At 67.1% G+C, this 18,863-nt stretch carries 15 protein-coding genes; 10 read left to right on the top strand and 5 right to left on the bottom strand.

Annotated elements, in window-relative coordinates; genetic code table 11:
- Positions 1-208: 208 nt before the first annotated feature.
- Together VGS97_RS05100 and VGS97_RS05095 are read right to left on the bottom strand one after the other, a co-directional pair.
- Entirely contained in the window at positions 209-3,121 is a 2,913-nt protein-coding gene (locus VGS97_RS05100) for a trypsin-like peptidase domain-containing protein (protein WP_326852024.1), read from the bottom strand.
- Positions 3,111-3,431, bottom strand: a complete 321-nt coding sequence (locus tag VGS97_RS05095; RefSeq protein ID WP_326852023.1) for a trypco2 family protein — start codon at positions 3,429-3,431, stop codon at positions 3,111-3,113. Before VGS97_RS05095 ends, VGS97_RS05100 begins: the two co-directional genes overlap by 11 nt.
- Positions 3,432-3,850: 419 nt before the next feature.
- Here VGS97_RS05095 and VGS97_RS05090 point away from each other — a divergent pair, with 419 nt between their 5' ends.
- Both VGS97_RS05090 and VGS97_RS05085 read left to right on the top strand, forming a co-directional pair.
- On the top strand, positions 3,851-5,224 hold the full coding sequence (locus tag VGS97_RS05090; protein ID WP_326852022.1) for a tyrosine-type recombinase/integrase: 1,374 nt from the start codon (positions 3,851-3,853) through the stop codon (positions 5,222-5,224).
- Positions 5,221-5,802, top strand: coding sequence for a DUF6262 family protein (locus VGS97_RS05085; protein ID WP_326852021.1), 582 nt, complete (start codon positions 5,221-5,223; stop codon positions 5,800-5,802). The genes VGS97_RS05090 and VGS97_RS05085 overlap by 4 nt, the downstream gene beginning before the upstream one ends.
- Position 5,803: 1 nt before the next feature.
- Here VGS97_RS05085 and VGS97_RS05080 read toward each other — a convergent pair whose 3' ends face one another.
- On the bottom strand, positions 5,804-8,074 hold the full coding sequence (locus VGS97_RS05080) for an NACHT domain-containing protein (RefSeq protein WP_326852020.1): 2,271 nt from the start codon (positions 8,072-8,074) through the stop codon (positions 5,804-5,806).
- Positions 8,075-8,110: 36 nt separating this feature from the next.
- Between VGS97_RS05080 and VGS97_RS05075 the strand changes: the two genes are divergently transcribed.
- The 7 genes from VGS97_RS05075 to VGS97_RS05045 all read left to right on the top strand — a co-directional run bounded on the left by VGS97_RS05075 (position 8,111) and on the right by VGS97_RS05045 (position 14,989).
- Complete coding sequence (locus tag VGS97_RS05075) at positions 8,111-8,689, top strand: DUF7221 family queuine tRNA-ribosyltransferase-like protein (protein WP_326852019.1); 579 nt, start codon at positions 8,111-8,113, stop codon at positions 8,687-8,689.
- A 36-nt stretch (positions 8,690-8,725) separates the two neighbouring features.
- Positions 8,726-9,340, top strand: coding sequence for a GGDEF domain-containing protein (locus VGS97_RS05070; RefSeq protein WP_326852018.1), 615 nt, complete (start codon positions 8,726-8,728; stop codon positions 9,338-9,340).
- Between the two features lie 62 nt (positions 9,341-9,402).
- A complete protein-coding gene (locus VGS97_RS05065) occupies positions 9,403-9,882 on the top strand; it encodes a single-stranded DNA-binding protein (RefSeq protein WP_326852017.1) in 480 nt (159 codons plus the stop codon).
- Between the two features lie 119 nt (positions 9,883-10,001).
- Positions 10,002-11,756 carry a hypothetical protein gene (locus VGS97_RS05060; RefSeq protein WP_326852016.1) on the top strand — a complete coding sequence of 585 codons (1,755 nt, stop codon included), beginning with the start codon at positions 10,002-10,004 and terminating at the stop codon, positions 11,754-11,756.
- A 476-nt stretch (positions 11,757-12,232) separates the two neighbouring features.
- A complete protein-coding gene (locus tag VGS97_RS05055) occupies positions 12,233-13,285 on the top strand; it encodes a bifunctional DNA primase/polymerase (protein WP_326852014.1) in 1,053 nt (350 codons plus the stop codon).
- Positions 13,286-13,403: 118 nt separating this feature from the next.
- Entirely contained in the window at positions 13,404-13,604 is a 201-nt protein-coding gene (locus tag VGS97_RS05050) for a transcriptional regulator (protein ID WP_326852013.1), read from the top strand.
- Positions 13,604-14,989, top strand: a complete 1,386-nt coding sequence (locus VGS97_RS05045; RefSeq protein WP_326852012.1) for a tyrosine-type recombinase/integrase — start codon at positions 13,604-13,606, stop codon at positions 14,987-14,989. The genes VGS97_RS05050 and VGS97_RS05045 overlap by 1 nt, the downstream gene beginning before the upstream one ends.
- 105 nt (positions 14,990-15,094) lie before the next feature.
- On the opposite strand, the gene VGS97_RS05040 is transcribed toward VGS97_RS05045, so the two are convergent.
- A complete protein-coding gene (locus tag VGS97_RS05040) occupies positions 15,095-15,793 on the bottom strand; it encodes a hypothetical protein (RefSeq protein ID WP_326852011.1) in 699 nt (232 codons plus the stop codon).
- 133 nt (positions 15,794-15,926) lie between these two features.
- Entirely contained in the window at positions 15,927-16,808 is an 882-nt protein-coding gene (locus tag VGS97_RS05035) for a hypothetical protein (RefSeq protein ID WP_326852010.1), read from the bottom strand.
- A gap of 448 nt (positions 16,809-17,256) precedes the next feature.
- On the opposite strand from VGS97_RS05035, the gene VGS97_RS05030 reads away from it, so the two are divergent.
- On the top strand, positions 17,257-18,863 hold a 1,607-nt coding region (locus tag VGS97_RS05030; protein WP_326852009.1), incomplete at its 3' end, for a DNA topoisomerase IV subunit A.

The following is an 18,863-nucleotide window of genomic DNA, read 5'->3' as shown; positions in this document are numbered from 1 at the left end:
ATTTGCTACTCGTCTAACCACGTCTCAGAGCCATGATGACTATGTGCCGGCCGACCGTGGTACTTCGAAATCAGGCGTCATGAACGCGTCGGCCGCCGTGCCCGCACCTGTCCCATTTGCATGGCGACGAACCATCCTGCGCTCCGCCACCCCCGACCGAATCTGTGACCACCACACGATAGGGAGTTGGTCTCGCGAGCCGGTGTCGTCACGTATCGTTCGCGACCCCCGTCGTCCTAGTGTCCCACCACTCCCGGCAGTGCGTGGTGAGGATGTGCGTCGGCCCGAGGATGTCTTCGAGGCGCGTCACTAGCTCGGACATGTCGCGGACCGCCGTTTCGGTGTCACCTTCCTCAGCGCGCGCCTCGATGAGGAACGACTGAGCTCGCAGGGTGTTTGGATGCTCGTCTCCGAGCAGGCGCAGGTGCTCGTCGACCGTGGCGGCAACCTCGGCCGCACTGCCGTCGTGATCGCTGGACAGCGCCTTCCAGTAGGCAAGCCTCGCCTTCGACGAGAGAACGGCGACGTTCTCAGGGCCGAGCATTCGTGCGCGATCCTCAACCACGGACTCGAGATCGGCGATGGCCCCGGCGCGGTCTCCCGATTCGAAGCGCGCGATCGCCAGGTCGTTGCGAATCGTGAGGGTCAACGGGTGGTCGGGGCCGAGCCCGTCGACGACGTTCGCGCGCAGTTCCTCGATTTCGGCCACTGCTCTGTCGTGGTCGCCGGCCATGGTGCGCCAGTAGCCGAGGATGCCGCGGCTCTCCAGCGCCTGCGGGTCGAGCGGGTCCAGGGCCCGGGTTTGGTCGGCGACGAGGAGTTCGAGTTCGGCGACGGCGCCCGAGGGATCGCCATTTCGGCCTCGGAAGCGGGCGACGTTGTGCCGGGCGAGGAAGGTGTCCGGGTCCTCAGGCCTGAAGATCCTGGCCCAGTCGGCGGCCAGGACCTCGAACTCCTGGTGCGCGGCCTCGACGTTTCCGATGAACCCCAACCAGTAGGCGCCGCGCTCGCGGATTTTGAGCGTCTCACGGGCATCAGGGCCCAGTGTCTGGCTGGCCTGTTCGCGCAGCGCGGCGAAGTAGCGTTCGGCCTCGTGGACTAGGCCAGCTTGGCCGTAGCTGTCGCCCAGCTGGATCAGTACGTGGTGGAGACGTTGCGGTGACAGCAGCGCCTCCATGCTCTGCTCTGACAGCTTTTGGGCGTTGCTCCGCAGTACTTGCATCAGGTCTCTGTCGTCCTGCTGCTTCTGTAGGAGCGAGTCGAGGCTGTCGGCGAGCAGGCGTGCTGCTTGATCCGGCTCGGTCTGGGCGGTCTCGCGCACGGCGCGTTGGACAAGTACGTGGACACGGATCGTGTCGCTGCCCTCGCCGCAATCAATCAGGCTGAGGCTGCGTAGTGCGCGCACGCCGGCCTCGATCTCCTGACGTGAACCGACTTCCAGGTACGCGCGGATTGCTTCGGTATCAAGGATAGTGACGGGAATGCCGTTGGGGTCCAGCAAACTGAGCAGTTTCATGACTCGCGCAGCCACCCCGGGCGGGGGTTGCTCGTTCGCGTGCTCGATGGAAATGGACCAGGTGGCCGCGAGGGTCACTCCATACTCATCGATGTGCTCGTATGGCATGATCTTCTTGAGTGTCTGCTTCCGGTCGCGCAGCAGGTCGCGATATGCCTTGCAGGTACCGGGGCCTTCAATTCGGCCGCCGGCGGCGGCGATGTGGGCGATGAGGCCAGTCGCCTGCGCTAGGGCCAGCGGAAGGAAACCGAGATCCTCCGCGAGGCCGTCGACGTCGTCGAGGGCGGCTGGATAATCCTTCAGCCGGGCGTGAATGTAGCTGGCAGCCTGCCTAGCAGTGTAGATGTTGATCTCCAACTGTTCCCAACCTTTTGCGACGTACGACGGATCCCGTTCGCGCGTCGTGATGATGCAGCGACCTTGACCCCGCAGGGTCAGCCGGGGCTTCAGATGCGCGAGGTCGCCTGGATGCTTGACATCGTCGAGGACGATCAGCCATTCCCGGTCCGCATCAGTGGCGAGCCACGACCGAAAGCGCTGGGCGGCACCCTCGATATCCCGTGTCTTTTCGCTGACCAGCCCGAGGACCTCGGCGGCGGCCGCGTACGCGGAAACGATGTTTGCGCGGCTGCTCGCGTTCACCCACACCAGGAGGTGGAGATGTTTCGCGTCCCACTCGGACCACGCGTACTTGGCAGCCAGCTGAGTCTTACCCACGCCACCGAGACCGCTGAGTATCCGGGCAGGGACGGGCGCCTGGGCCGGTTCTGTCACGACGACGCCCTTAGCGTCGAAGAACGCCTGGTACAGCTCGGTCAGCTCCGGCCGCCGTTGGAAGGAGTCGGCTTCCGGCGGCGGGTCGCCGACGAGGACCGGCCACTGGATTCTCCTGCGGGGGCCGACCGGTGCGACCTGCGGGACTCCGGCCCGCTCTGCCAGCCCGTCCACCTTCGCCACCAGCGTGAATCTCAGTACGCTGGCGTCCGTGGCGATCTTGAAGTCCTCGGTGAGAACCCCGACCAGTTGCCCAGTGTTCGCCGCGAACACTGCGGCTCCCGAACCTCCGCTCCATGGCGAATCATCGAACGACCCGCGGTCCGGCACGATCGATCCCGCGATCATCAGCGTCGCCTCACCGATGACAAACCTCGTCGCGCCCTGCAACGGCTCCACGACTCCGCGGACCACATGGCTGTCCAGGCCGGCGTCGTCCTTCATCGCCTTCGGGAAGCAAACCGCGAACACCGGCACCGGCCCGGTTCCCTCGATCCGGCCCCAGGCCGGGATCGGGACCCCCGGGGCCGACAGCCCTCCGGGGGCGACTCGCAACAGTGCCACGTCCAGCTCTTCGGCGTTCGTTCCGGCTGGCACCACCTGAGCCGACACCCACGGCATCTCTAATGGCTTGGCCGGATCGAACAGCCGGACCTCCACACCCACCCCCGGCTCGGCGGCGTCGGCCACCACGTGTGCCGCGGTCAGCACCAGATCGTCGGCGATCAGGAACCCGGTCCCACGCGAGCGGCCCGGACACCGCACCTGCACCAACCGCCCCAGAACTGGGTTTACCTCGGCAGGTCGCACCAGCGGTCCGCTACTCGTCATCGACGTCGGAGATCCTCATCCTGCGCGGCTTCCCACCCCCACCGGCCCGATCGGCATCGAACGGCTGCAACGTCAACTTGATCCGCTGGGTGTATTCCGCCGACACCCCGCCCTTGGCCGAAGCCGACCACGGCAGCAGCATCACCTTCACCGAGCCCTCGGCATCCTTGTGCACCGCCGCACTCAGCTCCAACTCCACGGGCCCCACCTCGAACTTCACTCCGCTCGAAGCACCCTCAACCTGCGCCTGCTCGATCCCGGCTCTGATCGCCGCGATCGCCTCGCCCAGCTCCGCCCACCCCTCAGCCACGCCAGTCCCCTACAACATCGAACTCCGATAAACCGTGCGCCAGTTACATTAGCGCCAGTTTGCCGAATGGAGGCAGGGTCCGTTGTATGCCCTCGTAGATCGCAACTTCAGCGGGGTGTGCCATGACGCGACGGTTGCCGGTTCCTGCCGCGCCGCGGCCGCTGGAGCAGCATGCGGCCCGGTAGACGCTGACGGCTCTGGCCAGGGCGAAGCCGGTAGTCGGGCGCAACTGCCGACGGTGCACCGGCTGTAGTTCTTCCTCACCAAACCATGGTCAACTGCGCGTTCAAAGTAATCGGCAAAAACCAAGGGCGGGAACCTCGCGCGAGGTTCCCGCCCTGGTCAGAAGCGAGCCCCCTATCGGAATCGAACCGATGACCTAGACCTGGTGGCTCGCTCAGAGTCGGCCCGCGGCGCATATGACGGCCTTCGTCGCCGACCAGCGTCATCGCGCTAAACACGGGTTGCCGTCGCTGGGGATCTACAGCCGCGGATTCAACCGACCCGGCAGCCTGCCGACGAAGACCACCGCATTTAAGGTCGGCACCGTCTTCGACGGGGCCCGCCGAGTCCTGCGCTTCGGCATGGAAAACGGCCATTCAGAGCGGATCGGGCTGGGCCGGGCGTTCATCGTGGCGCTGCCCCCGGGCGGTGTACGCGGCGGGCGGCGACGGCCGTTCCCCGACCAGGTAGCCCGCGCCCTGGCCGATCAGTCCAACCTGGCCACGCTCGAACAGCTTGATACCGACAACCGCGGGCTGCGCGACATCTGGGAGGCGCTGGTCCTCACCGGCCGACGCACAAGCGAGGTCCTGGAGCTTCGCCTCGAATGCCTGGGCACCTACAACGGACTGCCGATGTTCTGGCACGACCAGACCAAGGTCGGCAACTACGACGACGCGATCCGGATCCCCGACTGGCTCTACCAGCGCCTGCGAGCACGCCAGAACACCACCTGCGACCGTTTCGCCTACCAGCACGGCCGACTGCCCAACCCGGACGAACGCCAAGCCCTGGCCCTGTTTCCCCGACGTATCGGCAATCGCCGAGGACTCAAGGGCGTCAGCTACAGCTGGTTCCAGGCGCAGTTCCAGGACTGGGTCGACCAGCTGGACATCGACGAGCACTGCGTCCCCCACCAGGCCCGCCACACCCTGGCCACCAATCTCCTTCGCCACGGCGCCGGGCTCGCGCATATCAAGCGCTACCTCGGACACGTCTCCGAGCGCATGTCCGAGCACTACATCCACCTGGCCAACATCGACCCGCTTATCGAAGACGCGCTGACCGCGGTGTGGGTCACTGGCCCCGGCTCACCCCAGCCCGGCAAGAGCCTGTCCGACGGAGAACCGATGACCCGGCAGCAGGCCGAGGCCATCGCCCTGGACCTGGCGCGCCGTAGCACTCCCGCCGACGGCGGCTTTTGCACCTACCAGCCCGTGGTCAACGGCGCGGCCTGCCCGTGGAACCTGGACTACCACAACTGCGACAAGTTCGTGATGTCCGGTGCAGACCTGGTCTACTGGCACCGTAAACGCGAGCAATGGCACACCCTTGCGGAACGCGCCCCCGACACCGCCACCGCCGACTTCCTGCACGATGCCTTCGAGCCGACCGCGCGTGCCATCGACGGCCTCGAAAAGGCGCTGGCTGCCGTCGGGCTCCTGGAGCAGGCGCTCAGCCTGGACCTGCGCCGCCCGCAGGACTACTTCGGCCGGGTGTGGAGCACGGCCTTCCGAGCTCAGGACCTCGCCCGCCACAACGAGCTGGGCACGCCGGATGGCGACGCATGAGCGCCGACACCGGATCGACCGCAGCAGCCATCGCCGCGAGGCGCGGCCAGAGCAAGGCGAAACTCGACCTGGTCGAAAAAGCCATCGGCCAGCTTCGCCGGGAGGGATCGCGCACCACCGTGCGCGCCATCGCCCGCCGGGCCGGCGTATCTCCCACGTTCCTCTACGAGAACCCTGCGGCCCGCGCGCTTGTCCAAGCCGCGGCCGTCGCCGCCTCCGACCGCCGCGCCCTCGCAGCGGACAGCGAACACGACAAGATCGAAGCCAGTTGGCGAGAGCGAGCCCTCAACGCCGAGGAAGCCCTCACCCACGCCCAGCGAGAGGTGCTCGCGCAACGCCACCACATTGGCGAGTTGATGGGCCAGCTCAGAGACCTCGACCAGATGGTCCCAGGGGAATCCGTCCAGCGGCTCTTAACCGAGAACACCACGCTCAAGCAACGTGTCCACCAGCTCACTCGAGAATACCGCACGCTCCAAGAACGTCTAGAAGCCTCCCGCGCCACCAATCGCTTCGCCGACCGCCAGATTGCCGACCTGCAAGCCCAGCTCCTCGACTCTCGGCTACAGCACGGCTGAATCATCGGATGCTCGGAGACGGATCTGACGCAGTCGGCGCTTCGGCCAGGTATCGCTGGAGATCCAAATGCCGGAACTGGTAAACGCCCCCCACCTGCCGCAGCACGCCTCGACGTTCGTGGGCATCCAAAAGAAATCCCATCAAATTTCGAGGAAACTCACATTGAATCGCTAAATACCACCTCGTTGCCGTGAAAGGTAGCCATGAGGAATAGTAGATGGCGTCCAACTGAATGTAGGTGATACTGAGCGATAGCCCTACTAGGCTTCCACCGATCGCCCCGTCGAGGGCGCCATCTGTAAGCCTCGACATCCTGGCCCAGACTGCAAACAATACGGCGGTTGATACCGCGCCCGCAGCAACGCCTGCGAGGATAATTTGCAGAAAGGATCGCCTGTCACGGACTAGAAGGCTTGCCGGGTCCGCAGCCCTGGTCACGTCGGCGAGGGCGGGTCGCAAACCCGAGAGGATGACGATCGAGATGCCGATCGGAGCGCCAATGACAAGCCCGATCCCATCACCGAACGCGGCGAAACTCACTACACCGCTAAGAATTCCGAGCGCGACTCCCGCTGGAAACCGCGTAGCCGCTGGAGACCAGCGAATCTTACTCGAAGGCCTAGTTTCCCAAGGCACGAATCGGGACCTACGCGAGAAAAAGCTTTGCAAGTACAGCGAGAGGCCTGAGCTCATACCGAAAACAAGGCCCGCGGCTGTGAGACCAATTATCCCCGCAACCGCACCTGCGGGCAGGTACATCCACGAACCCTGAGATATTCGACTTGCCAGAGCGTATGCGATACCGGCAGGCAAGGCGCCGACCGCACCAATGGAAGTGCCGATTGCTGTTGCCACGACTACCCATGCCAGCAAAGCTGTCGGATTCCGAGGAAGGAATAGAGATAGTCGCCACCAGGCGAGGTCAGGTGTCCCTTGCAAATCATGCTCTAGATGGCGGGCGAGCAGGGCCAGAGTCTGCAACGCCTGGTCTGCCGCAAACGGCAATGCGGCCCCTGGAGCGGTGGGCCGATATGCGGCTGGTATGAACTGGCTGAGAAGATGCCGCTCGACTGCGGCTTGATCTGGAAATCGTTCGGGGTCGCAGAGATCGGCTGGATCGGGGAGTGCGCCACCGATGTACGTGCCCGGGCGCGGATTGTAGATGGTACGGGCCAAGAAAAGCATGAGCGGCGTGCGCAGCGCCCGACCAACGGGCGTGGCAGTACCTAACTGACGAGCTACCAACTCCCAGCGCTTGGCCGCGGCTGCACCATCGCCTCCATCTCGATGCAGGTATGTGGCGACGGCCTGGGCGCCAAGAGGCTGCAGCTCGATGCCAGCAGCCCCGGCGAGCTTCACAGTAACGCCCCCACTGGTTGTTGTGGCCTTACGATACTCGGCAGTGCGACTCGAAATGACAATGCCTTGTCCAGGCACTAAGGCTCCGTTGATGGCGTCGAGCGCGACAGGCCGTGAGTCTGTGGGCAACTCGTCGAGCCCATCAAGGATCGGCAGGATCATGCCCTGATCAAGTAGAGCGCGGCCGACGAACCCACGGCGCCCTGACACGGACACCATTTGATCAAGACCCTGGTAGTCGCGAACCAGGCAAGCTGTCATCCAGTCGAACAGACCTTGATCGAATGGATTCCACGAGGCCAGGGAGAAGATGACCGGCACCGGAAGCTCGACGCTCTTCGCGCGTCGAGCAATGAGTCCCTGGGCCAACTGGACGACCAACATAGTCTTGCCTGCGCCCGGCTTGCCGAGCACTACGAGACGCCGAGTCGGCACGCTCTTGGTCAAGACATCAAGGATCTGCGACCAACTGCCAGCCAGGTTAGCTGACTCCTGAGCCCACTCGGCTGGATCAGTCTGCGACCCTTCCGGCCACTCTTGAGCGACGGATACCAGCAGCGGCCATGCCTCTACCAAGTCGTCCGGGGCAGGATTCCATGAAACGGCGAGTGCATAAGGATCATTCAGGCGACGTAAGCGGGCTTCATCCCGCCACTGAGCGCCGACGGCACGTGCTAGAGCGTCCGCGAAGGTGATCAAATCCTGCGCGCCATCCGCTTCGACCTGGGCCGCGCGAAACGTGGCCCACGCGAGATACAGACCAGGTACTGACGGCAACAACGTGATCGCGGTCGCTGCCGCACCCAAGTTGAAGTAGCGCGACAAGAACAGCGCGCCGCCAATGCCACAGATCGACAACGTTAAGTAGATCAGACCGACATGGGCACGCGTACCACGGCCCCCCATCCTCATACCAAACATCATGGCGTGTAACAGCGTGCTGCCGCAGTGAGACGCCGTGAACTGGTCGACGCTCGCCGCGACCGAAACGAGGCGGGGAGCGCCAAACCGAACACGCTGCGCCACACATCAAGCCAGCTCGCACCCGATCCGGACGCGTGCGCAGTCGGTAAAGTCGGCTCGTTCCTCCATCTCAAGGAACTGGCCCCGGACCTGCCGTTCATCCCGGTGCTTCAGGGCTGGTCGCTGGCCGATTACGACGCCTGCCACGAGCGCTACCAACGCGAGGGCATCGACCTGGCGCGTCAACCGGTAGTCGGGCTCGGCTCGGTCTGCCGCCGCCAGACCACCGCCGCCATTGCGCTGCTCGCCGCGCACTTCGCCAACCTCAGCATCCGCCTGCACGGGTTCGGCGTGTCCACCCGCGGCCTGGGCAACTTCGCCGCCGACCTGGTCTCCGCAGACTCCATGGCCTGGAGCAAAGGCGGACGGTTCCTGCGCGGCTGCGCCCACGGCACCGGCGCGAAAAACGAGGCCAACTGCCCGCAGCACGCCCTGGCCTGGCGCTCGCGCGTGCTCGCCAAGACCGAACCCGCCGCCCGCCAACTGGCCATCCCAGGACTCTGACCCCTACTCGACCGCCGCGCCGCTGGAGGTGCCCCCATGACCCCTGCCCTCACCGCGATGGCCGCCCTGCCCGCTCTCGGCTGGAGCGTGCACGCCGCCGCACTGCGCCACCGGCTCAAGCAGGCGCGGCGCGACCCGCTCACCGGACTGCCCACCCGCGACCAGTTCACCGACCAAGCGACCCGGTTGCTGCGCCACCGGCCCGCGCTGGTCGTGCTGATCGACCTGGACCGGTTCAAGCCGCTCAACGACACCCACGGACACGCCGCAGGAGACACCGCGCTGCGCACCGTCGCCGAGCGGCTGGCCGCATGGAGCCGGCGCGACGGGATCGCCGCCCGCCTCGGCGGGGACGAGTTCGCCGCCATCCTGCCCCACCCCGCCGACCCCGACGCGGAACTGGCCGCACTGCACGCGGCGCTGACCGCACCGGTCACGCACCGCGGCCAGCACCTCGACGTGGGCGCCTCGATCGGGGCACACCCCGCCCCGCCCGGCACGCCCCTGCCCCACGCCCTGGGCGCCGCCGACGCCGCGATGTACCACGCCAAGCGCCACGGCGGCGGCTGGCACCAGAACACCACCAGCCCCAGCGCGCCGCACAACGCCCCACACCGCTGGAAGCGCACCCGCCCCGCACCCACCCGCTAAACGCGCCACCCCGGCGCTACCTCCCCTCGGTACCCGAACCCGGAAAGGACCGGTGACCCGTCGTGTCCTACGGCGAGACCGTCATCACCATCGTCGGCAACCTGACCGACGACCCCGAACTGCGCTTCACCCCCTCCGGCGCCGCAGTCGCCAACTTCACCATCGCCTCCACCCCGCGCACCTTCGACAAGAACACCAACGAGTGGAAGGACGGCGACGCGCTGTTCCTGCGCGCCTCGATCTGGCGCCAGTACGCCGAGAACGTCGCCGAGACCCTGACCAAGGGCACCCGCGTGATCGCCACCGGGCGCCTGAAGCAGCGCTCCTACGACGACCGCGAAGGCGTCAAGCGCACCGTGGTCGAACTCGACATCGAAGAGATCGGCCCCGCCCTGCGCTACGCCACCGCCAAGGTCACCAAGACCACCCGCAGCAATAGCGCCTCCAACGGCCAGGGCGGGAACGACGCCTGGGCCACCGTCGGCGCACCCGCCAACAACGGCTGGGGCGGCAGCTACAGCGGCGACGAACCGCCCTTCTAAACCCTCTGCTTTCCCTCGCACTTCGCTGACGGCCGCCGCGCACCGGGCGGCCGTCAGCGACAACCGCCGAGCGGCCCCGTGAGCGGCCGACCGCTTCGATCACGAAAGGCAGGTGGCAGATGACCGACGGACCAGGCGGCCCGAGCGCGCAGGGCCTCAAGGACCAGCAAGAGAAGCAGCACGCGGACCTGCCGCGGATCGACGCCACCATCGGCCCTAAGGCGATCCGCACCCTGCGCGAACTGCTACTCGGCAACGTGCTGCCGCAGGTGTACGTCACCAGCGGGCAGATCACGGCGGTGGAGCGGGTCTCGGGCACCGCCGGCGCGGACGCCGGGGACGAGGACGCGCCGTTGCCGGTGGCCGCCACCACCATGACCGCGCCGACCCTGGCGCACCTGCTGGCGCAGCACACCTACACCTACCGCCACGCCCCCAAGGGCGCGATCGAGGAGTTCACCCCGCCGCGCGAGGTGCTCTCCGCCGCGCTGGCCCCCCGGGAGTGGCCGGGGGTGCGCCCGTTGCACGGGATCATCGGCGCCCCGGTGCTGCGCCGCGACGGCACCCTGCTGCAAGAACCCGGCTACGACCCGGCCACCGGGCTGTACCTGGCCCCGACCGTGCAACTGGACCCCATCCCCGCCAAACCCACCGCCGAGCAGGTGGAGGAGGCCCGCGCGTTCCTGGTCGAGCGGTTCCTGGTCGACTTCCCCTGGACCTCCAAAGCCGACCGCGCCAACTACCTCGCGCTCATGGTCTCCCCCGCGTTGCGCCCGTTCCTGCGCTGCCTGACCCCGTTCGGAATCATCACCGCGACCATGCCTGGCTCCGGCAAAACCATCCTCACCGCCGCGATCGGCTTGTTGTACGGTCAGCGGGTGCTGTCCTGGCCGGACGCGGACGAGGAACTGCGCAAGTCCATCACCGCGGTGATGGCCGAGCCGGTCGGCGCGGTGGTCTTCGACAACCTCGCCGAGGGCGCCGTCATCGACTCCCCGATCCTCGCCCGGCTGATCACCGAGCACACCTGGTCGGATCGGCGCCTGGGTTCCTCGGCGAACGTCGCCTACCCCAATGACCGGCTGTGGCTGGCCACCGGCAACAATCTCGCGGTGGGCGGGGACATGGCCTCGCGCACCATGCTGGTCCGATTGGACCCGGACATGCCGCACCCGGAGGAGCGCAGCGGCTTCACCATCCCCGACCTGCCCGCGTGGATCATGGCTCAGGCCAACCGGCGCACCCTGCTGCGCCACGTGCTCACTCTCGTGGTCGACTGGTGCGCCAATGGGGCACCGGCGGCCGACTCGGTCACCATGCGCCAGTTCACCCCCTGGGCGCGCGCCGTGGGCGGGTTCCTGGCCCACCACGGCATCGAAGGGTTCCTGACCAACATCGACCAGGTGCGCGCGGTGGACGAGAGCGACGAGGAATGGACCGCGTTCCTGGCCCGCTGGTGGCAGCTGCGCAAGGACACCCCGATCCTGGCCAACGAACTGCTCGCCAGCGCCCAGATCGTGATGACAGATGAGGACATCTGGCAGGGGGCGTTCATCACTGGCCGCAACGGACGCGTGCCCAACGCCAAATCCCTCGGCTGGATGCTGCGCGGACAAACCGGCCGCTGGCACGGCGACTTCGTGCTGCGCACCGACCGCGGCGGACGCGCCGGCGACCGGCGCACCTGGCACGTGGAACACGCCACCAGCCACACGGCTTCGGCGAACCAGCGCGGCGGCGAGCAGGACGAAGCCGACACCGCCCGGTGGGGCGAGCAGGAGGAACTGCCCACCAACGGATGGCCCCCCGGCTCCATCGGCGCCCTGGAAGCCCAGGCAGCCGCACGGGAAGCCCGCTGGAGCACGCACCCGTGACCGCCACACACCGTCACCGCACGCGACCGCCGCTGCGCCGCAGCAGAACCGGCCCCCAGAAAAACCCGAGAAACCCGAAAACCCGACGACACGACCTCCACCTGCGACGATAACCCGTCAGCGCCGTCGGGTTTCTCTCCGACGCGATCAAGAAAAACCCGAAAACCCGATGACCACAGTCGGGTTTCTCCCGTCGGTCGGGTTTCTCCCCAAGCCCCCGCCGAGAAACCCGACGGCAACGCCCCAGGTCAAAGGCCAGTTGTCGGGTTTTCGGTTTCTACGGGTTTTTTCTGACCCCCGGCCCTATACGCGCGAGAACCACGCCACCGTCACGCAACGTGAGCGTCGCCGCGCAGGCCCCCAAACCCCCGACCGTCCCGCGCGAAGCGCGGGGGGATGCCTCAACCTCACGTCCACCCTGTGCGGGAGTGAGGCATCCCCCGCGCTTCGCGCGGACCCCTCGCCGGAGATCACCCGTGTCCGAACCGCTCGACCTCGCGCTGCACCTGGCGGCCCTGGGCCGCCACGTCTTCCCGCTCTCCCCGCACAGCAAAAGACCGCTCAGCAACTGCCCGCACTGCCGACCTGCCTCCGGCAGGCCCGGCCACCGCATCGACACCTGCCCGTGCCTGGCCGCCGGGGCGTGGTGTCACGGCGTGCGCGCCGCCACGACCGACCCGCAACGCATCACGCGGTGGTGGACCGCCGCGCCCCGCGCCGCCGTGGCGCTGGCCGCCGGACCCTCCGGCCTGATCCTCATCGACATCGACACCCACACCGACACCCCACCCCAGCACCCCGGAACCGCGCTGCTGCCCGGCATCGACCTGCGCACCGAACCCGCCGCCGCAGGATGGCGAGAGCAGGACTACCGCGACGGACGCGACACCCTCACACTGCTTGCCCGCCTGCGCGGCGGCCCGCACCCCTGGCCCACCGACCCCGCGCATCGGCCCGTCACCGCCGACACCCCCAGCGGCGGACGCCACCTGTGGTACCAAGCCCCCGCCCCCGACCTGCACCAAGCCGTCCCCCCGAAACCCCTGGCCTGGCAGGTCGACGTCAAAGCCGGATGGTCCTACGGCCTCGCCCCCGGAACCCGCACCGCCGCCGGCCACTACACCCACCGCAGCGGCGACCTCGCCAAGCCTGGCCGCCTACCCGACTGGCTCGCCCGCGAGATCATCCGCGCCTGCCAACCCACCCCACCCCCGCAACGCGCACCGCACTACCGCCCGGTCATCGCCTCGGGCGGCGGCCCGGCGAACTATTTGCGCACCGTGCTCGACAACGGCGCCGAACACCTCGCCCGCCTCGAAGATGGACGCAAAACCGTGCTCTCCGCCCTCGCCTACAAAGCAGGCGGCTACCTCGCACACTCCGGTCTATCCGAAACCGAAGTCATCGACCAACTCATCACCGCCGGAACCAACAGCGGCCTAACCCACCGCGAAGCAGAACGCACCGCCCGCCGAGCCCTCGACAACGGCAAAACCAGACCCCTCACACCAACCCAACAACACCGATAACCCGCCAGCCCGGGTAAAGGAAAAGACCGCCCCCGGCACGAAGACAACTCAACAGCGCAACGAATACCGCCCGCCAGTGCCCGCATTGGCGGGCTTCGCATGCAGAGGGAGACCGCTGATGCCCCGCGATGAACTCCTCACCCTCGACACGGTCCTAGCCGAACTCGGCGAAAACGGCAAGCCCCTGCCCCGCTCCACCTTCCACGACTGGCGCGCCAAAGGGCGCGCCCCCCGCTGCATCAAACTGCCCAACGGCACTCTGCGCATCCGCCGCAGCGAATTCACCCGCTGGCTCGACACCCACGAGGAAGCCGCCTAGTGAAAACCAGTTACGACGTCCGCGTTTGGAAGATCAAGCCATACAAGGGAAAACGCGGCACGACCTACACGGTGCGCTGGACCGTAGATGGCCAGGAAAAGAACCATCCGCCGTTCGCGACGTTCGCACTAGCGGACGCCTTCCGCTCACAACTCAAGACGGCGATGGGCAAGGGTGAGCCGTTCGACACCGACACCGGCCTTCCGGTGTCCATGCTGAAGAAGACTTCCACAATGCTCTGGTACGACCTGGCCGCCGCCTATGCCGATGTGAAGTGGAAACGCAGCTCCGCGCACAGCCGCAAGAACCGGGCCGAAGCGCTCATGACCGCCACCATCGCCTTGCTGCGCAAAGGACCGTCCGGATTCAACCCCGTGGACGTACGCACGGCCCTGCGAGCGTGGGCTTTCAACTCCGATCGGAGACCGACCGCGCCACGCGAGGTGAACGCGATACCCCGTTGGGTCAAGCTGAACTGCCGCACCGTCGATGCCCTGACAGATCCTCAGGTCACCCGACTCGTGTTAGACGCGATCACATCCAGACTCGACGGCAAGCCAGCCGCGCCGTCCACCGTGCGCCGCAGACGATCAATCCTCTACAACGTCGGACTGTACGGCGTGGAAAGCGGAGCGTTCGAAGCCAACCCGTTCGAGGGCCTGCAATCAGCAACTGGCAAGTCCGCACGCGCGATCGACAAGCGATGCCTGATCAATCCTGCTCAGGCCAAAGCGCTGCTAGCGCACGTCAAAGCCAACCGGTGGGGCGGCAGACGCCTTCACGCGCTGCTCGCCACGCTCTACTACGCCGGCCTTCGGCCCGAAGAAGCCACCGCGCTGAGAGTGCGGGACCTGGCCCTCCCGGAGGAAGGCTGGGGCGAGATCCTGCTCCACACGGCGCGCCCCGAGGTCGGCTCCCAATGGACCGGAAACGGCACCCCGTACGAATCACGCCATCTCAAAGCCCGCGACGAGGGCGACATCCGCCCGGTTCCTGCGCACCCAATTCTGGTCGCGATCCTTCGGGACTACATCAAAAACCCCGGTTCGAACACGGCCCCCCGGCCCGCGCTCAAACCGGACGAACGGCTGTTCCCCGGGGCTCACGGAGGCGAGATGTCCGGCGAGGTCTACCGCCGCGCGTGGGCCAAAGCACGCCAGAAGGTCCTGACGCCCGCCGAGTACGCATCGCCCCTCGGCAAGCGCGTCTATGACCTGCGTCATACCTGCCTGACGACCTGGCTCAACAGCGGCGTAGCCCCCGCGCGAGTCGCGGCCTGGGCTGGAAACAGCGTGCCGATTCTCCTGGCCATCTATGTCAACTGCATCACCGGCGATGAAGACGACATGAAACGACGCATCGAGGACGCGCTACCAAACGAGTAGCGCCCAAGTGCAACCCGACTAGGCCACTCCTGCTGTGCCGCGGCGGCCAACCACCCGCGGCACAGAAGGCCGACCATCACAGCGGCGGCGGGCGGGAGGCTTTCTTTATGCGGCGTCCTGTTGTGCGGCGGCGACCAGCCGGATCAGGGCGTTGTCCCGGTCGTAAGCCTCACGCAGTTCGCCGAGGAACTCCCAGATCGCCTTCTCCCATGGAGAGGACGCCGCCGCATCCGGGTATCCGTGCGCCGCAGCCAGGCGGTCGGCTTCGGCGAGCACCGCTTCAACGGAGCTCAGCAGCGGCTCGGCCTCGCCGGTGCCTAACTGGTGGGCTGCCATCGCGTGGGCCATCGCGCGTACCGGCTCGGCGAGAGCGAAGGTGGGCAGAGCCCCAAGCTCGTCAGTGTTGGAGGGGCTCGGCCCGGCGAATACGAACTGCGGGGGGAGCTTCGCCGCGGCCTGGCGCAGGCGGATCTGCCCGTCGATCCGTCCGATGTTGCGGCTGCCCTGCTTGGCGTGGTGGGCGCGCGCGGTCACGATCGGGCCGCCAGCCTCGTACTGCCGGTAGAGGACAGACTGGTCCATGCCGAGTGCCAGCGCGATCGAGGGCCAGGACAGGCCCCCGGCCCGCGCGTCACGCACCGCCCATCGCGTGGCCCACGCCGCGTACGGCTGGACCAGTTCGGCCAGAATCTGCGCCTTGGTGAGCGGGTCCGGCACCGCCAAGGCACGTTTCACCTCTTCGGCGAGGTTGTGCATCATCTGCTCGCCGTAGCGAGCCTCCGAGCTGTCGTCGACGTCGTCCACGACCGCCTCCTCTCGACCAAGATACGCCTATGTGTAGACGCATAGGAGAGAATAGCATCCACCTTTGCGTAGACGCATAGAGATGCCCGCCGAGCTTTGGATCGACCCGGGACAGCCAGCTACGCGTTAGCCGCTACACAGTTCCGGCGGTCCGCTTGTCGCGGCCCATCCGGTACAGGAGTCCGGCGACGTTCCCGAGCGCCTGGACGGCCTCCGCGCGGTCCATGTCAAGGCCCTTGATGACCTCCTCGTCGTCGTGGATGTATGACGAAAGCCACGCGTATGTGGACTGCACGACCATCGCGAACCGCTGCACCTCGGTCCGGTCCTTCGGCTTCACCCCGGCCGCCGTCGCCTCCTTGTACGCGTTCAGCGTGTCGTAGTACTCGCGCACCGGGTCGAGGACCTGCCGCAGTTGGACGGCGACGTTGAAGTGTCCAGCCCGGATCAGGTCCCGAGCCTGGTTCAGCCGCGCGGCAGCCGTCGCCAGTTCCGGGTCGTCGATGATCGGGATCATGAGGTCGATGTACGACGCGTTGGTGACCTCCTGCACCTGCTCGGCCCACTCGCCGCCGCCGCGCACCCGGATTGTCATCGCGCTGGCCTCTGCCTGGTGCAGGCGAAGCGCCGGCTGCTTGTCGAGCAGCATGCCCTTGAGATGAGTCAGCCCGAGGTGGAAATCACCGCCATCGCGAAGCTCCTCGAGTTCGCGCAGCGCAGCCGAGCTGATGTGCCCAACGAGCTTCACTGTGGTTGGGGATGTGTTGGTGGCGTAAAGCCCGGCCGACTGGAGCGTCGTGAGCGTCGGCAGGTCCCAAAGTTGGGCGTTCCGGTCCTTGGTCGCGGTGAGCCTTGCGGTGAAATCGATCATCCGCTGTTCCGTGTCGCCACTGGTGTAGGTGGTCCACACGGACACGTTGACGGTGATTCTCGCGCCGTCGAAATCAGGGGTTAGCGCGACGGTGAGTTTGTCCTCCATCGCGTAGACGTAGGCATCGCCGGGCAGCCGGAACATCAGATCTCTCCTAAAGGGGTCAGAGGGGTAGCCGGATGCAGCCACGGTACGTGTGCCCGCCGACACCATGCGATCGAATACCGGAAGACCACCTGGCTGGGGACAGAAGCCGGCGCCCGCCGGCCCTAGGCCCCGCTGTTGGGTCGGCTGTTCGGGACCCAGCGTGGTCTGCTGACAGCGTCTGCGTGTCACCGGGTCAGGCCGTCGAGTGACACCTCTTGCACGTATCTTGGCCATGCCCCGAAGTGAAGGCGCCCCCGCTACCCGCCGCCCCGCCAGCTCCCGTCCAGACGGCTCGCAGAACTTCTCCGCGTATTCACCGGAGCCACCCGGAGAAACCCGGACACGGCCGGATACGCGCCCCGCTTGGCCGCTGTTCGAGGCTGTCGGCACGACGGGGCACAATAGGTCGCTAGCAGCATCCCTACCAGCACAGGAGCAGCGCAGCATGGCCCGCCGCAGCGCACCCCAAGAGACTGACGAGCCGTTCGAGGAGCGGATCGTCGAGATCGACGTGACCGAGGAGATGTCCAACTCCTATCTGGAGTACTCCTACTCGGTCATCTACTCGCGCGCGCTGCCCGACGCCCGCGACGGGCTCAAGCCGGTGCACCGGCGGGTGCTCTACCAGATGGGCGAGATGGGGCTGCGGCCCGAGCGCGGCTTCGTGAAGTCGGCGCGCGTGGTCGGCGAGGTGATGGGGCGTCTGCACCCGCACGGCGACGGGCCGATCTACGACACGCTCGTGCGGATGGCGCAGCCGTTCTCGATGCGGCTGCCGCTGGTGGACGGGCACGGCAACTTCGGTTCGCTGGGCAACGACGATCCGCCGGCCGCGATGCGTTACACCGAAGCCCGGCTCACGGCCGCGTCGATGCTGATGACCCAGGACATCGACGAGGACACCGTCGACTTCGGCCCGAACTACGACGGGCAGGAGACCGAGCCGGACGTCCTTCCCGCCGCGTTCCCGAACCTGTTGGTCAACGGGGCGGCGGGAATCGCGGTCGGCATGGCCACGAACATGCCGCCGCACAACCTCGGCGAGGTGGTGGCCGCCGCGCGGCACCTGATCAGGAAGCCTGACGCCACGCTTGAGGAACTGATCCGGATCGTGCCGGGTCCGGACCTGCCGACCGGCGGCCGGATCGTCGGGCTCGACGGCGTGCGCGACGCCTACGAGAACGGGCGCGGGGTGTTCCGGATAAGGGCCACCGCGCACGTCGAGACGCTGCCGAACCGGCGCAAGAGCCTGGTGGTGACCGAGCTGCCGTTCAACGTCGGCCCGGAGCGGGTGATCGCGAAGGTCAAGGAGCTGGTGCAGAGCAAGAAGCTGCTCGGCATCTCCGACCTGAAGGACCTGACCGACCGCGCCAACGGGCTGCGGCTGGTCATCGAGGTGAAGAACGGCTTCAACCCGGAGGCGATCCTCGAACAGCTCTACAAGCTGACTCCGCTGGAAGAGTCCTTCGGCATCAACAACGTGGCGCTGGTGGACGGGCAGCCGCTGACGCTGGGCCTGAAGGAGATGCTTGAGGTCTACCTCGACCACCGCTTCGAGGTGGTGCGGCGGCGCAGCGAGTTCCGGCGCACGAAGCGGGCCGACCGGATGCACCTGGTGGACGGCCTGCTGATCGCGCTGCTCAACATCGACGCGGTGATCCAGACGATCCGCACCTCGGAGAACGCCGCGAACGCGCGCGAGCGGCTGATGGCGCAGTTCGAGCTGACGGAGGTTCAGGCGAACTACATTCTGGACACCCCGCTGCGCCGGCTCACCCGCTTCGACCGGCTGGAGCTGGAGACCGAGAAGGAGAAGCTGGCCCGGGAGATCGCCGAGCTGACCGAGATCCTGGAGTCGGACGCGCTGCTGCGCAGGACCGTCTCGGACGAGTTGGCGAAGGTGGCAAAGGATTTCGCCACGCCGCGGCGCACCACGCTGCTGGAGGCCGCCGACGCGCCGCTCACCGCCGCGGTGCCGCTGGAGGTCGAGGACGCGCCGTGCCGGGTGCTGCTCTCCTCGACCGGGCTGCTGGCGCGGGTCGCCGGCGGCTC

The organism is Actinocrinis sp. (assembly GCF_035946395.1).
Lineage (GTDB): Bacteria > Actinomycetota > Actinomycetes > Streptomycetales > Catenulisporaceae > Actinocrinis.
This window is presented reverse-complemented; position numbering and strand designations above follow the sequence as displayed.

Excerpts from the sequence above, each read along its gene's own strand:
- VGS97_RS05090 (WP_326852022.1), top strand. The coding sequence starts at position 3,851 with ATGACGGCCTTCGTCGCCGACCAGCGTCATCGCGCTAAACACGGGTTG.
- VGS97_RS05100 (WP_326852024.1), bottom strand. The coding sequence starts at position 3,121 with ATGACGAGTAGCGGACCGCTGGTGCGACCTGCCGAGGTAAACCCAGTT.
- VGS97_RS05060 (WP_326852016.1), top strand. The coding sequence starts at position 10,002 with ATGACCGACGGACCAGGCGGCCCGAGCGCGCAGGGCCTCAAGGACCAG.
- VGS97_RS05050 (WP_326852013.1), top strand. The coding sequence starts at position 13,404 with ATGCCCCGCGATGAACTCCTCACCCTCGACACGGTCCTAGCCGAACTC.
- VGS97_RS05085 (WP_326852021.1), top strand. The coding sequence starts at position 5,221 with ATGAGCGCCGACACCGGATCGACCGCAGCAGCCATCGCCGCGAGGCGC.
- VGS97_RS05080 (WP_326852020.1), bottom strand. The coding sequence starts at position 8,074 with ATGAGGATGGGGGGCCGTGGTACGCGTGCCCATGTCGGTCTGATCTAC.
- VGS97_RS05035 (WP_326852010.1), bottom strand. The coding sequence starts at position 16,808 with ATGTTCCGGCTGCCCGGCGATGCCTACGTCTACGCGATGGAGGACAAA.
- VGS97_RS05070 (WP_326852018.1), top strand. The coding sequence starts at position 8,726 with ATGACCCCTGCCCTCACCGCGATGGCCGCCCTGCCCGCTCTCGGCTGG.